Origin of the sequence: Catelliglobosispora koreensis DSM 44566 (assembly GCF_000379685.1) — a bacterium.
GTDB classification, from domain to species: Bacteria; Actinomycetota; Actinomycetes; order Mycobacteriales; family Micromonosporaceae; genus Catelliglobosispora; species Catelliglobosispora koreensis.
In genome coordinates, this window is the sequence record NZ_KB903258.1 from 71,044 (window position 1) to 84,424 (window position 13,381).

Consider the following 13,381-nt stretch of genomic DNA (forward strand, 5'->3'; position numbering starts at 1 on the left):
GCACCATCGGCGGCATGACCGGCCTGCTCTTACCCCCCGTTTCCTACGACCGCACCTCCGTGCGTCCTGGCTGGGAGCAGTTGCCACCAACGCTTCACGCCTCACTGGCCGATCACTTGGGCGCGGTCGTCTCGCGGGCGCGGGTAAGCGGAACGGGCTTTACGCCTGGGTTCGCGGCCGTGCTGACGACAGAAGATGGCAAGGATCACTTCATCAAGGCCGCACCCAAGGGAAGTGACGTCGCTCAATGGTATGCGCAGGAGGCGGTGTTCACCGCGGCACTGCCGGCCGGCGTACCGGCGGCTCCCCTGCGCTGGGCGACGGAACTCTCCGGGTTCTTCGTGCTGTGCTTCGACGCGATCCCCGGAGCGCACGCGCCTGCCATGCCCTGGAGCACGGCTGGCCTCGACGCGGCGCTGAGCGCCGTCGCCCAGGCTCACGCGGCTCTGGCCAATCCCCCGCGAGCGTTGCTCGAACTCGAACCCACGCCCTGGGACGAGGTCGTGGCCGACGCCCTGACCAACTGGGCCTCCTCGACTGGCGAGCACCCACACCTCGACGAGCTGCGGCAACTCGAAGCCGGCTTTCACAGCCAGACCAGGGACGCCACCGGGCTTTTCCACTGTGATCTGCGCCTCGACAACATCGTGCTCGACGACGCCGGGCGCGCTTGGATCTGCGACTGGAACTGGCTGGCTTACGGTCCGCCCTGGTTCGATTTGGTGACCCTGCTGCTGACCGCCGAAGGCAGCGGCTTTGACACCGACGCCTTGTTCGCGGCACACCCACTTGGCGCTGGGGTCAGCCCTGAGCTGCTAGACGCCGCTCTGGCGTCGCTGGCCGGGTTCTACACCCACGCGGCGCAACGTCCGGGCATCGACAGCTCACCGCACATCCGCACGCATCAGGGCTACTACCGTGACCTGGCGATGCACTGGCTTTCGCGACGGCGGGGATGGTCACACTAGGCCCGTTTTGGCCCTAGGCGGGGCGGCCTGGTAATCTGGCACGTCGCGGCTGGAAACGGCCGCTCCCAAACTAATCAACACTGACGAGCAGGACGAAGGCTGTCGCGTGGCGAACATCAAGTCTCAGATCAAGCGCAACAAGCAGAACGAGAAGGCACGGCTTCGCAACAAGTCGGTCAAGTCGGCGCTGAAGACCGCTGTCCGCAAGTTCCACGAGGCCAGCGCTGCCGGTGACGCCGAGAACGCCGCTGCCCTCCTGCGTGACGCCTCACGCAAGCTGGACAAGGCTGTCAGCAAGGGCGTCATCCACAAGAACCAGGCGGCCAACCGCAAGTCGGCCATCGCCAAGAAGCTGAGCTCGATCTCCGCTTAATCAGGTCTTGTTGGCCCGGTCCTCGGTGAGGGCCGGGCTTTCTGCGTGCCCGCACGCGCCTGTTATTCGTAGCGGCGGCTTGCCGATTGCCTGGAACGCCAGTCTTCGGCGGGTGCCGGGCTGACCGGGGCCGCCGGCACCTTCGCCCGCCCGCGAGCCTTTGGCACCCGGGCACTGGCTGAAAGCAGGGCCGCTCCAGCGATGACGTCGTTGATTTTCACCATCACCGCGATCGTGGCCGGCAGCACGAGGACGACCCACCAGTCCACCAGCTCAGCTAGGGCCAGCAGGGCACCGAGCGCGATCGCGCCTTCGAAGTAGAGGAAGCACAGCAGTCCACTGGGCCGAAGGTATTGCAGCCCAAGGACTCTGGCGTAGAGCGGGCGGTTCTTCGCCTCTTCCGGGCCGATCCCGGCCCGCCGCGATCGCACCACTGTCATCGCGGGCCGCCTTGGCGAGCCTTCGCGAACGCGAAGATGGTCCGCTCAATCGCGTAGGCGCGATCCTCGGAACCTCCCTTGACGGCCTCGTTGCACTCGGCAGCGGCCCGCATCGCTGACACCAGGCCATCCGGAGACCAGCCCCGGGCCTGACGTTGCGCCTTCTCGATCTTCCACGCTGGCATGCCAAGCGTGGCAGCCATTTGATAAGCATTCCCGCGCCCGGCCGCCGCGACCCGCGCCACGGTCCGCACCCCATCAGCAAGAGCATCAGCGATGGGTACTGGGTCAACGCCGGTGTGCAAAGCCCAGTGCAGTGCTTCCAGCGCGGCTGCGGTGTCCCCCGCGACGGCGGCGTCAGCGACGCTGAACCCGCTGACCTCGGCCTTGCCACGGTAGTAACGCGCGACTGTCGCTAGATCAATCCGTCCGCCGGTGTCGGCGACGAGCTGTGAGCACGCCGCCGCGAGCTCGCGTAAGTCGTGGCCAACGGCTTCAAGCAGTGCCTCCGCGGCGTCTGCCCCGCACTTGCCCCCGAGACGGCGAAACTCTCCGGTGACGAAGTCGATCCGGTCCTTGTGCTTGGCGATCTTCACGGCGGGAACCACCGTCGCACCAGCCTTTTGCAGGCTGTCGCCGAACGCCTTCCCCTTCGCCCCACCGGCATGTGTGACGAGCAGCGTGACCTCGGGATCAGGGTCGGCCACGTAGGCCATGATGACCGGCACGAGGTCCTTCTTGGCGTCCTGGCCGTTCTTCAGCACAGCGACACGGCGTCCACCGAACAGCGAGGGGCTCAGCAGCTCAGCTAGCTCGCCGGGCAACAGGCTCCCCGCGTCAAACTCCCGGACCTCGGCACCAGCGTCGGCGGCCTTGGCCTGAGCGGTGGTTTCAGCGATGGCACGCGACACCAGCAGTTCCTCGTCACCGAGCACGAGGACGACCGGTGGCAGTTTGGGGGACGCAACCTGACTCACCACGCTGCCCATAGTCGCATGCGCACCGGGGCACGAGTCCACCCTCAGCCCGCGCCACGTCACCCGGATGTGCCACGCCTGCTCAGCGCCAGGCCACGGGCACTGAGCGAGACCGCTATGTCACCGTCGTGGTCGGTGCGCGCGATAACGGCACCATTGCGCTGCAAAGCGGCCAGGATATGTGGGCTCGGGTGGCCGTAGTCGTTCTTCGCGCCAACGGAGACGAGCGCCACCTTCGGCCGCAACACGTCCAGCAGCCGATGGTCCTGATAGGACGATCCGTGGTGGGCGACTTTCAGCACGTCAACGGTCCGCCGGGGCAGCCGTTCCTGCTGCTCGGTTTCGGCGTCGCCCAGCAGGAGCACCGTGACGCCACGGACTGTCGCGAGCAGGACGACGCTGTTGTTATTGGGGTCCGACCGGGTGCCGCGCAGCGGACCGCTGTAGAGGACCTCTAAGACCGCTTCACCGACCGCGAACACCACCGGGCCGGTGACTTCGCTTTGCGGTAGTCCACTGCGGCGGACCGCGTCACGGCCGGCGACCGGTTCCGGAAACGCTGGCGTGAGCACGTGCCGGGCTTTCATGGCAGACAAGCCGCCCACGTGATCGGCATGAAAGTGGCTGATGACGAGCAGGTCCACTTCCGTGATGCCAAGGCGCTCCAGGCACCCGGACACTGCGGCTGGGTCCGGCCCAGTATCGATGACAATCGCTCTTCCCTGCCCGGCGTTGAGCACCGTGGCATCGCCTTGCCCCACATCGCAGGCGACCACGAGCCAGCCGTCGGGCGGCCAGCCTGGGGTGATGAATCGCGTCGTGCCGAGGAGAAGGGCGCTAACGGCAGCTACCGCCACAGTGAGGCGGCGAGCCTGAGGGACGCGGACGTAAATCAGCACGGCGGCGGTGATCGCCGCGAGAAGCAGCGCCCCTTCTATGCCACCCGGCCAGGCGACCTCGGCTGCTGGCATGCCGCTGCCCGTCTCGGCCAGGCGCACGAGCCACCAGGCGGGCCAGCTCGCCAGCCACGCTGTGAACTCCGCCGCGGCGGGCCACAGCGGCGCGATGAGCGTGGTGGCCACTCCGATGATCGTGGCGGGCGCGATGGCGGGCGTGGCGAGCAGATTGGCCGGGACCGCCACCAGACTGACCGAACCGCTCAGGCCGGCGATGATGGGCGCGCAGGCGAGCTGAGCACTAGCTGGCACAGCTAGGGCTTCGGCCAACCCGGACGGAATTCCTTTGCGGCGCAACGCGTCTCGCATCGGTGGTGCCAGGAACAGCAAGCCCGATGTCGCCGTCACGGATAGGGCGAAACCTGGATCGCTGGCCAGCTCCGGATCGAGCAGGATCAGCGTGATGGCGGCGGCGCCGAGCGCTGGCAATGCCGCCTTCGGCCGTCCACTCGCGAGCGACATCAGGCCGATCGCCCCCATCGCGGCCGCCCGCACGACGCTGGGCGACGGCCGCACGAGAATGACGAACCCGGCTAACGCGATCACACAGGCAACAGCGGTCCACAGTGGAGGGAGCCTGGCCCACCTGGCGAGCAACAGGATGAACCCGACCACGATGGCCACGTTGCTTCCGCTCACTGCACATAAGTGCGTCATGCCTGTTTCGCGGAACTGCTCCTCCAGTTCGGGCGTGAGGCGGCTCGTGTCCCCGACGACGAGTCCCGGCAGCAGACCGCCAGGCTTGTCCGGCAACGGCTCTACGGCCGTCTGTAAGCGCTCCCGCAGCCCGCCGGCCGCTCGCTGCACCCACGGGACCTCACCCTTCGGCACAGGCGCTGACGAGGCGGATAAGACCGCTGCGGTGAGGTCGCCTCCCCGGGGCGGTCCGAACCGGACAGTCGCCGTCACGTGCTGTCCGGGCAGCAGCGGCCGCCAGCCCTGGTCGCGACTGAGCACGAGGACGCGCACGTCAGCCGTGAACTGGCCCGTGACGTTGACGAGGTCGGCTTGCACCAGCCACGATCCGCCTTTGATCAGCCGCGGATCGGTTCGGACAGCCAGCTCCACCTCGGCAGTCGCCCGCTGCGCGACCAGTTCGGCGACCGGTTCCGCATCACGAACAGCCAAGTGAGCGACAGTCACCCCGGCGCCACAGGCCGCCCCCGCACACGCTGCCGCGATCGTCCACCGCCACGCCCCCACCCACGCCACCAGCCGCCATCGGCTGCTTCCTGCTCCATGACCCGCCCACGGCACCCCCGCCACATCTTCGCCGCGCACACGAGTCGCCAACCGCACGCCTTCGCCTGGCCGACCCAGCGCACTTTCGTCTGGCGCCCCGTGGGGGCCCGATGCTCCCTGGCGCGGCATGCGAATCGCCATCGAACGCGCCGGGCTTACCGGCCGCGCGATGTCGCTTGACCCGTGTGTCACCGCCCTCGCGGCTCGGTCTGACTCGTGCCGTCCGCTGTGGTGCGGTGGGAAGCGGAGGAAGCCGAAGAGGGCGGCGAGTGCCACGGCGGTTGCGGTTAGCCAGAGGCCGGTGATGATGCCGGTGTGCAAGGTGGTCAGTGCTGAGAGCCAGCAGCCGATCGCTGCGGGCGCTAGGCGCAGGTCGTGTTTCACCCGATGACGACCAGGTCTTTGAGTTTGGCGTAGGTCTCCTCGCCGATCCCGTCCACGCGACGCAGGTCGGCCACGTCACGGAAGCCACCGTTCTTCGCCCGGTAGTCGATGATCCGCTGAGCGAGCACCGGCCCGACCCCCGGCAGACTGTCCAATTGCGCCAGCGTGGCCGTGTTGAGGTTGACCTTGCCGACTTGGCCCACGTCACCGCTGGGCTGGCCGACGACGATCAGCTCACCGTCGGTCACTTTGCGGGCCAGGTTCAGGGTGGACAGATCCGCCTCGGGCAGCGGTCCTCCGGCCGCGGCGAGGGCGTCGGCGACGCGTGCTCCGGGGGCCAGCTTCACCAGGCCCGGCTGGTGCACTTTGCCGGACACCGCGACCACGAGATATCCCTCAACGGGCGCGCTTGTGATCGCTGAGGTGACCGGGACCGGCTCTGGCACGGGTGTTGACTGCCAGGCGAAGAAGGCGGCCGCGAGCAACGCGAGCGCGCCGGCCGCGGCTAGCGCCTTCAAGCCACGCCGGCCGGGGTCAAAGGCTGAGCCCACAAGCGATTTCGGCATCGCCGGGTCATACGGAGTACGCACAAAAAGAAGTTAGAAAAACGAAAAGCCCTTATCCCCCAAGCGATCTTGTCACCTGTGGATAGCAACGCTCCTGTGGATATCAGTCAAGCCGGTGCACGACAACCCCGGCCAGGCCAGGCCCGGCATGTGCCGCCACGACGGCGCCAACCTCACTCGTGTAAAGGTTTCTGATCCGGTCACCAAGCTTGTCGCGCAACGCCGCGGTCAAGGCTTCGGCGCGGGCGGGCGCGGCGAGATGGTGCACGGCAAGGTCTACCCGGCTGTCACCCGCTGCTTCAAACGCTAGAGCTACCAAGCGATCCAGTGCCCGCCCAGCGGTGCGCACCTTGTCCCGCAAGGCGATCTGGCCGTCCACAACGGCTAGCAGCGGCTTGACGGCTAGCGCGGTGCCCAGCAACGCCGACACGGCGGTGATCCGGCCGCCGCGCCGCAGGTGCTCCAACGTGTCGACATAAAAGAACGTCGACGTCTTAGCGATCGCTGCCTCTGCTGCCGCGGCAACCTCCGTGGCAGTACCACCGCGCGCGGCTTCGGCTGCCGCGGCGAGGACGGCGAAACCGAGCCCCATGCCCGTGGACCGTGAGTCCACCACGATGATTTCACCGTCCACATCGCCGGCCGCCGTCTCGGCACTCCCACTGGTGCCCGAAAGCGCGCCAGACAGGTGCACCGACACGATCGCCGAAGCGCCTGAGCCCAGCAACGACCGGTAGACGGCAGCGAACTCGCCGGGGGTGGGCTGCGAAGTGGACACGCGCCCGCGATGCGCGGAAAGCGCCTCGGCGACGGCGGCAGGGCCGATCTCGACCCCCTCCCGTCCGGAGGCGCCGCCCATCACCACGTGCAAGGGCACGACCGTGATCCCGCCGGCCGCGGCGGTCTCGGGCAGGTAAGCGGTGGAGTCGGTGACGACCACTACGGGCATGCGGGCACGTTAGCCGATCAGGCTGGCCGTGACGAGATGACTTCGAGCACCGGGCCGACCTGGCAGACCGTCATGATGTCGGACCGGACCTTGCCGGTGACCGTGACGCGGCTGCCGGCTTTGAGGGTATTGGGGTCGCCGCCCTTGAGTTCGTAGGTCTTGGCGGTGTCGGCGCGCAGCACCAGGCAGCCGCCTTCGATCTCCAAGCGTTCCACCATGCCGGTGAGAGTGACCTCACCAGCGCCGGGTGTCGGTTTGCCGGTCGGCTCCGGGGAGGCGCTAAGGCGCGGCACCGGCTCGGAAGCGGAGGGAGAGGGTGTGGCCACGTTATTCTCCGGGTTCGCCTGAGCACAGCCGGCCACAAAAACGCCGCTAGCCAGTGCCACGGTTATCAGCATGCGCAGTCGAGTAGTCATAACAGCTCGGACGCTACTCGCCGGGCTTGCGTTGCGCGAGACTCACACGCCTGCGTGCGGACCGACGTTGTGGCTGGCCAGCACCCAGAACTTGCCGTCTTCCAGGCGTAACTCCGACCAGTGACAATTGTCGAGTGGCCGGACGGTTCGGGCGATTTCGTCGGGCCAGCCGAGCAGGGTGCTAATGCCCCATTTGACGGACGCACCATGCGTGACCACCACCGCGACACCTCCGGGAACCCGGTCGGCCGCTTGGCGGATCGCTTCGGTGACGCGCTTGCCGAGGTCAGCGAGGGGCTCAAGCCCATCCTCAGGGAGAGTCTCGCCCACTTTCCAGCGCTTCATGGCCTCTGGATAGCGTTCGGTGACCTCGTCGCGAGTCAGCCCTTCCCACGGGCCGAAGCTGCGCTCTCGCAGACGGGCGTCGCGCTCCACCGCCAGGCCGGTGACCCGGCCCAGCTCGGCAGCGGTCGTGGCCGCCCGGCTGAGATCACTGGAAATGATCAACCCCGGCTTGTACAGCGCCAACCGAGTCGCGGCGGCGGCAGCCTGCGCGACGCCCCGCTCATTGAGCGGGATGTCGGTTTGCCCTTGGTAACGCCGGGCGTTGTTCCAGTCGGTGTTGCCGTGACGCCAGAGGATGACCGTTGTCACGAGATGAGTGCCTGATCGACGAACTCGATGCGCGGGCAGTCCTTCCAGAGCCGGTCCAGCGCATAGAATTCACGCTCATCGTTGTGCTGGACGTGCACCACGATGTCGTTGAAGTCAAGCAGCACCCACCGTCCCGCGCGCTCACCCTCACGGCGGATCGGTTTAGCCTTCTCCGGCAGCTGAAGCAGGGCAAACTCGATCGCGTCCACAATCGCTGTCACCTGGCGTTCGTTGGGCGCAGAAGCCAGCACAAACGCGTCAGTGATAACGAGTTGGTCCGCGACATCGAGAATGACGATGTTTTCTGCCTTTTTGTCGGCAGCAGCCTGGGCGGCGGCGAGCGCCATCTCCACGGCACGCTCGGATGCGGGCACAGTTCTCCTTTAGGTAGACCTGTCTCTAGCCTCTCACACTCGCGCAGGGCTCTGCTGACGATAAAGGTGATGTTTGGTGATGTACTGCACAACACCATCTGGCACCAGGTACCAAATCGGCTGGCCAGCGGCCACACGATTACGGCATTCCGTAGAGGAGATCGCCATAGCTGGCACGCGCACGAGACTGATCGTTTCCTCGGGCAGGTGCTTGCCGGTCAGCCGGAACCCCGGCCGGGTCACCCCGATGAAGTGGGCCAGTTTGAACATCTCCGCGGCGTCTTTCCAGGACAGAATCTTGGACAGAGCGTCAGCGCCGGTGATGAAGTAAAGATCGGTCTTGTCGCCGAGTTTGGCGCGCAGATCCCTAAGCGTGTCAACGGTATACGTCGGCCCATCACGATCGATGTCCACCCGGCTGACCGTGAAGCGGGGGTTTGACGCGGTCGCGATGACGGTCATCAAATAGCGGTCTTCCGCTGGCGAAACGGCCCGGTTGGACTTCTGCCACGGCTGTCCAGTCGGGACGAAGATGACCTCGTCGAGGGCGAAGCTGTCGGCGACTTCACTGGCAGCGACCAGGTGACCATGGTGAATGGGATCGAAGGTCCCGCCCATCACGCCCACCCGGTGTGCCACGTCTTCTATCCTAAGCCGATCTTGTCGCTTGCTGCGCCTTAAGTGCTCGCCTCAGATCGTCGGTCTCATCGGCCAGTGCCCTTCTGAGCTGCGGGTGCATGTCACCGGCCAGAGCATCGTCAGCGAGGCTGAGTGTGTTCTCCGACACGGCGAACACCGGGTAGCCCGCGTGACCGACCGTCTTGAGCATGTCTCCGGATCGGTCTGCCTGCGGCAACTCGGTGAAGAACCGCTCCACATAGGAGCCGGTCAGCTCCGCGTGCTCCGGCTGCCAGAAACCGAACCCGGCCGCTTCGACCATGCGGTTGGACAAGCTTTGCTCACGCATCAAGATGTCGAACGCCTCGGCCTTGGCCTCCGGCTCAGGACGGCTCGCCCGGCACCGGGTCGCGCTTTCCTTGCCACGGGCGCTTTGGTCGCTGGCCAGTTCAGTGGCGATTTCTTCCTCGGTGACCTGGCCGAGCACGGACAGCCGGCACAGGATCTGCCAGCGCAGATCGGCGTCGACGGTCAGTCCAGGGGGCACTTGGCCACCATTGAGCAGCCCACGCAAGTGGGCTACGTCAGAGGTCGTCGCGTTGAAGCCGCGTAATCCGGCGAGCTGACGGCTGCTGCCCGGCTCGGAACTGTCCACAATGGCCAGTCCGGTCTCGGCCAATGCCGCCATGCCCCAGGCGTATTGCTCTGGCGGCAGGAGACGCGGCACGCCGATCGTGCGCGCCAGCTGAAACACCGACTCGATCACGGTCACGTCTTGCTCAGCTGGCAGGGCTGCCGCGATAAGGCTGACGAACTCGCTGGCCGGCCACTCACCGTCGCGAGTGGAGTCCCACGCCGACGTCCACATGAGAGCGCGCGCCAGGGAGTCTGGGTGCGCCTTGATGATCCCGGCGAGGCCTGCGCGCGTACGGTCATCGAGCCGGACCTTAGCGAAGGTCAGGTCGCCGTCGTTGAGCAGCAACGCTTCGGCCTTAACCCCGGCAAGCTGCGGCACTTCGGTGGTTTCGCCAGAAATTTCAATGTGGGTACGCCTCCAGCCGCCCCCAGGCTCAAGCCAGCCGATGCCGATGTGGTGCGACCGCAGCACCGGGGCGGCGATCTGCTCCACGGTCAGCCGTTCGATCGCCCCTTGCGGGTCGTAGGACACGTGTGGCCGCAACGTGTTGACCTGTGGTTCCCGCAGCCACACCTGTGCCCACGCCTCAAGATCGCGCCCACTGGACTCTGACAGCGCACTGAGCAGATCGGCCAGCGTCGCGTTGCCCCAGGCGTGCCGCTCGAAGTGCTTGCGCAGCCCGGCGAAGAACGCGTCGTCACCGATCCACGCGACAAGCTGGCGCAGTGCGGAGCAACCCTTGGCATAGGAGATGCCATCGAAGTTGTTGATCGCGTCGTCGGTGTCGAGAACCTCTTGCGGCGCAACGGGATGCGTGGAGGGGCGCTGATCCGCGGCGTACCCCCAATTTTTGCGGTTGACCCCAAAGCGGGTCCACGCCTGCGGCCATTTCGTCACCTCGGCGGTGAGCCGGTATCCCATGTACGTGGCGAAGGATTCGTTGAGCCACAAGTCATCCCACCACCGCATGGTGACGAGGTCGCCAAACCACATGTGTGCCATCTCGTGCGCGATGACGGCGGCACGCTCGAGGCGCTCGGTGTCGGTCGCCGCGGCACGGAAGAGGTATTCGTCGCGGAACACGACGCAGCCGGGGAATTCCATGGCGCCCCAGCTGAACTCGGGCACGAAAGCCTGGTCGTATTTGCCGAACGGGTAACGGATGCCGAACAGTTCGTGGAAGCGGTCGAAGCAAGCTTTGGTCACTTCGAAGATCTCGGCGGCGTCGCGCTCAAGAACACCGCGGTAGCTCTGACGCGACAGCACACTGAGCGGAATCCCGTCGTGCTCGTCATGCAGCTGGAAGTAGGGCCCGGCCACCAAAGTGATCAGGTAGGTCGCGATGGGCTTCGTCGGCTCGAACTCCCAGCGCCCCGGCGAGGTTTGCTCGCCTTCGGCATTTCCCCGCACGAGCCATGTTGGGTCAGCCTTGACGGTCAGTTTCACCGGCGCCTTGAGGTCGGGCTGATCGAAGGCGGCCATGAAGGCCGGAGCGTCGGTAATGGACGGTTGCGCGTAGATGTACACCGCTCCGTCAGCCGGGTCTTCGAAGCGGTGCATGCCTTCGCTGGAGTGCGAATAGGCGTATTCCGCGGTCACGATGACCTCGTTGATCGCGGCGAGCCCGGTCAGCTCCAGCCGGCCTTTCTCCACACTCGCGTCTACCCGCTCACCGTTGACCCTGACATCGATCAGGTACTCCGGCCGCACCTCCAAAAACGTGGAACTACCCGGATCGATGCCGAACCTGACGGTCGTTACCGTGGTGAAGGTCTTCGCGTCACCCGTGAGGTCGACTTCCAGGTCGTAGGAAAGACCACGAATGGCGGCAGCGCGGGCGGTGGCCTCGCTGTGCGTCAGGCTTAGATGCGGCATGCAGCCATCCTGCCTGATCACCTGGGCGCAGGCTAGCAGCGGGTCACAAGGGCAACAGCTCCAGCAGCGTGAGCATCTCCTCCTCGGACAGGTCAGCCGACGCCGCCCGCAAGCGCAGAATGAGATCGATGGCCGCCACTACCCCAGCGTGCGGGCCGACCACCCTGATCACTTCGCCACCCGCCAGCTCCGCCTCCTGGATGGCACGCACCAATTCCCGGACGCTGTCTGGCCGCATCTCACGCACCAGAGCCCCGTCTCCCCGGACAACCGCAAAAACCCGCTGCGACACAAAGTCCAGCTAACCCAAAAATCACCCCAGCAAGAGGAGCCAGTGGCCCCTTGTCAAAACAAGGCATTCACGAGAAAATGCCCACGTGCGAATGAAAGCCAACATGAGCTGGTGGCTGCCCTAACGGGCGGCCCGCATTCGCGTTCCCACACTCACAGGCCGCCCGCCCGGGCGGCCTTTTTGCTGGCTGTCCGGCGGGCTTTTGTCTTAAGGAGAGCCAGATGACCACCACCATCACCACGCGCACCCGCACCCTGACCGGAGTCAAGCCCACGGGGCAGCTTCAGTTAGGCAATCTGCTGGGCGCGATCCGGCCACTGGTCGCGAGTCAGGAAAACAGTGACGCCGTCGTCATGATCGTCGACTTGCACGCGCTCACGGTCGACCACGACCCAGAGCGCGTGCGGGACAAGACGATTGAGGCGGCCGGCCTGCTGCTCGCGGCGGGGATCGATCCCGAACGCACCACTTTGTACGTCCAATCACACCTGCCCGAGCACGCTCAGCTGCACTATTTGCTCGAGTGCACGACCGGCTACGGCGAGGCCCGGCGCATGATTCAGTTCCGGGAGCAGTCGGCTGGGCCCGATCCGGTTCGCTTGAGCCTGCTCACTTATCCGGTGCTCATGGCCGCCGACATTCTCTTGCACGACACCGACGAGGTGCCCGTGGGCGAGGATCAGGCACAGCATCTTGAGCTGGCGCGCGACGTCGCGTACCGGTTCAATACGCGCTACGGCAAGACGTTTACCGTTCCGCGTGGCGTGCTGCCCAAGGTCGCCGCGCGGGTGATGGACCTGTCGGAACCGACCGCCAAGATGGGCAAGAGCAACCGGGTGACTTCCGGCGTGATCGGCTTGCTCGATCCGCTGGATGTAGTGCGGCGCAAGGTAATGCGGGCAGTCACCGACACGGGAACCCTCGTGCGGCACGACCGTCAGCGGCAGCCTGGGGTGACCAACCTGATGGAGATCTACACAGCGTGTTCCGGCCAGGAGGGCGACTTCGCCTCCTACGGACAGCTCAAAGCGGCGGTCTGCGATGCCGTGATCTCGGTGCTGGAGCCGATTCAGCAACGGTTCGCGGCGCTGAGTAAGAGCGATGTGAGTGACGTGCTCACGGCTGGCTCGCAACGGGCCAGGCCCCGGGCCGCCGCCACACTGCGCCGGGCCTCGGAAGCGATCGGCCTTACTGTGCCATCCGTCTAAATCTTCTTTCTAAAGCAGACGGACAGCGGGTTACCAACGTATTCACCGAAGGGTTCTATGCGCTCAAACCCAGCGCTCTCGTAAAGCGCGATGGCCCCGGTGTTGCTGTTTCCGGTCTCTAGCAACAACGTGGTCACGTTAGCCGCGTCAGCCCGGCGCTCCAGTGCGTGAAGGAGCCGCCGGGCGACACCACCACGACGGCTGGTCTCCTGCACGAACATGCGCTTGATTTCGGCGACGCCGGCGTCCATTAGCACCAATGCGCCGCAACCCACAGGGCGGCCGAGGACATAGGCGACAACGAACTTGGCATGCGCGGCAAGCAAAGACGGCACCTCGTCCGGGTAACGGATGCGCAACTCGTCCTCGGCACTGCGAACGAGAAGGGTGACGTCAGGGTGGGTGATCTCCCTGTTCTGGATCAACACCCACCCGAGGCTAGACAGCCTGTG

15 protein-coding genes are annotated in these 13,381 nt (G+C 66.0%); 3 read left to right on the top strand and 12 right to left on the bottom strand.

Annotated features, from left to right (window positions below; genetic code table 11):
* The first annotated feature begins 14 nt into the window (after window positions 1-14).
* Entirely contained in the window at window positions 15-968 is a 954-nt protein-coding gene (locus tag A3E1_RS0118455; protein ID WP_026208570.1) for an aminoglycoside phosphotransferase family protein, read from the top strand.
* 106 nt (window positions 969-1,074) lie between these two features.
* Window positions 1,075-1,341, top strand: a complete 267-nt coding sequence (rpsT, locus tag A3E1_RS0118460; RefSeq protein ID WP_020522281.1) for a 30S ribosomal protein S20 — start codon at window positions 1,075-1,077, stop codon at window positions 1,339-1,341.
* 62 nt (window positions 1,342-1,403) lie between these two features.
* On the opposite strand, the gene A3E1_RS40875 is transcribed toward rpsT, so the two are convergent.
* From A3E1_RS40875 to A3E1_RS0118515, 11 genes are all read right to left on the bottom strand, one after another.
* A complete protein-coding gene (locus A3E1_RS40875) occupies window positions 1,404-1,781 on the bottom strand; it encodes a hypothetical protein (protein WP_020522282.1) in 378 nt (125 codons plus the stop codon).
* Window positions 1,778-2,770: a DNA polymerase III subunit delta gene (gene holA / locus A3E1_RS0118470; protein ID WP_020522283.1), complete on the bottom strand. Its 993-nt coding sequence runs from the start codon at window positions 2,768-2,770 to the stop codon at window positions 1,778-1,780. Before holA ends, A3E1_RS40875 begins: the two co-directional genes overlap by 4 nt.
* Window positions 2,771-2,817: 47 nt before the next feature.
* The gene (locus tag A3E1_RS0118475) at window positions 2,818-5,340 is read right to left on the bottom strand and encodes a ComEC/Rec2 family competence protein (protein ID WP_020522284.1); all 2,523 of its coding nucleotides are present in this window, start codon (window positions 5,338-5,340) and stop codon (window positions 2,818-2,820) included.
* On the bottom strand, window positions 5,337-5,930 hold the full coding sequence (locus A3E1_RS0118480) for a ComEA family DNA-binding protein (RefSeq protein ID WP_322786263.1): 594 nt from the start codon (window positions 5,928-5,930) through the stop codon (window positions 5,337-5,339). Before A3E1_RS0118480 ends, A3E1_RS0118475 begins: the two co-directional genes overlap by 4 nt.
* 79 nt (window positions 5,931-6,009) lie before the next feature.
* Entirely contained in the window at window positions 6,010-6,855 is an 846-nt protein-coding gene (locus A3E1_RS0118485) for a DegV family protein (protein ID WP_020522286.1), read from the bottom strand.
* Window positions 6,856-6,872: 17 nt separating this feature from the next.
* Window positions 6,873-7,271 (bottom strand): DUF5818 domain-containing protein, encoded by a 399-nt coding sequence (locus A3E1_RS47990; protein ID WP_211215957.1) that lies wholly within the window; start codon window positions 7,269-7,271, stop codon window positions 6,873-6,875.
* A gap of 42 nt (window positions 7,272-7,313) precedes the next feature.
* Window positions 7,314-7,925, bottom strand: a complete 612-nt coding sequence (locus A3E1_RS0118495; RefSeq protein WP_020522288.1) for a histidine phosphatase family protein — start codon at window positions 7,923-7,925, stop codon at window positions 7,314-7,316.
* A complete protein-coding gene (gene rsfS, locus A3E1_RS0118500) occupies window positions 7,922-8,299 on the bottom strand; it encodes a ribosome silencing factor (protein ID WP_085952245.1) in 378 nt (125 codons plus the stop codon). The genes A3E1_RS0118495 and rsfS overlap by 4 nt, the downstream gene beginning before the upstream one ends.
* Window positions 8,300-8,332: 33 nt before the next feature.
* Window positions 8,333-8,938: a nicotinate-nucleotide adenylyltransferase gene (gene nadD, locus A3E1_RS0118505; protein ID WP_020522290.1), complete on the bottom strand. Its 606-nt coding sequence runs from the start codon at window positions 8,936-8,938 to the stop codon at window positions 8,333-8,335.
* A gap of 10 nt (window positions 8,939-8,948) precedes the next feature.
* Window positions 8,949-11,429, bottom strand: a complete 2,481-nt coding sequence (gene pepN, locus A3E1_RS0118510; RefSeq protein WP_020522291.1) for an aminopeptidase N — start codon at window positions 11,427-11,429, stop codon at window positions 8,949-8,951.
* A 43-nt stretch (window positions 11,430-11,472) separates the two neighbouring features.
* Entirely contained in the window at window positions 11,473-11,721 is a 249-nt protein-coding gene (locus A3E1_RS0118515; RefSeq protein WP_020522292.1) for a hypothetical protein, read from the bottom strand.
* 221 nt (window positions 11,722-11,942) lie between these two features.
* On the opposite strand from A3E1_RS0118515, the gene trpS reads away from it, so the two are divergent.
* Window positions 11,943-12,929, top strand: a complete 987-nt coding sequence (gene trpS / locus A3E1_RS0118520; protein ID WP_020522293.1) for a tryptophan--tRNA ligase — start codon at window positions 11,943-11,945, stop codon at window positions 12,927-12,929.
* Here trpS and A3E1_RS0118525 read toward each other — a convergent pair.
* Entirely contained in the window at window positions 12,926-13,357 is a 432-nt protein-coding gene (locus tag A3E1_RS0118525) for a GNAT family N-acetyltransferase (RefSeq protein WP_020522294.1), read from the bottom strand. The two genes, trpS and A3E1_RS0118525, sit on opposite strands and share 4 nt — an antisense overlap.
* Between the last annotated feature and the right edge of the window lie 24 nt (window positions 13,358-13,381).

Excerpts from the sequence above, each read along its gene's own strand:
- A3E1_RS0118455 (WP_026208570.1), top strand. The coding sequence starts at position 15 with ATGACCGGCCTGCTCTTACCCCCCGTTTCCTACGACCGCACCTCCGTG.
- A3E1_RS40875 (WP_020522282.1), bottom strand. The coding sequence starts at position 1,781 with ATGACAGTGGTGCGATCGCGGCGGGCCGGGATCGGCCCGGAAGAGGCG.
- holA (WP_020522283.1), bottom strand. The coding sequence starts at position 2,770 with ATGGGCAGCGTGGTGAGTCAGGTTGCGTCCCCCAAACTGCCACCGGTC.
- A3E1_RS0118485 (WP_020522286.1), bottom strand. The coding sequence starts at position 6,855 with ATGCCCGTAGTGGTCGTCACCGACTCCACCGCTTACCTGCCCGAGACC.
- A3E1_RS47990 (WP_211215957.1), bottom strand. The coding sequence starts at position 7,271 with ATGACTACTCGACTGCGCATGCTGATAACCGTGGCACTGGCTAGCGGC.
- pepN (WP_020522291.1), bottom strand. The coding sequence starts at position 11,429 with ATGCCGCATCTAAGCCTGACGCACAGCGAGGCCACCGCCCGCGCTGCC.
- trpS (WP_020522293.1), top strand. The coding sequence starts at position 11,943 with ATGACCACCACCATCACCACGCGCACCCGCACCCTGACCGGAGTCAAG.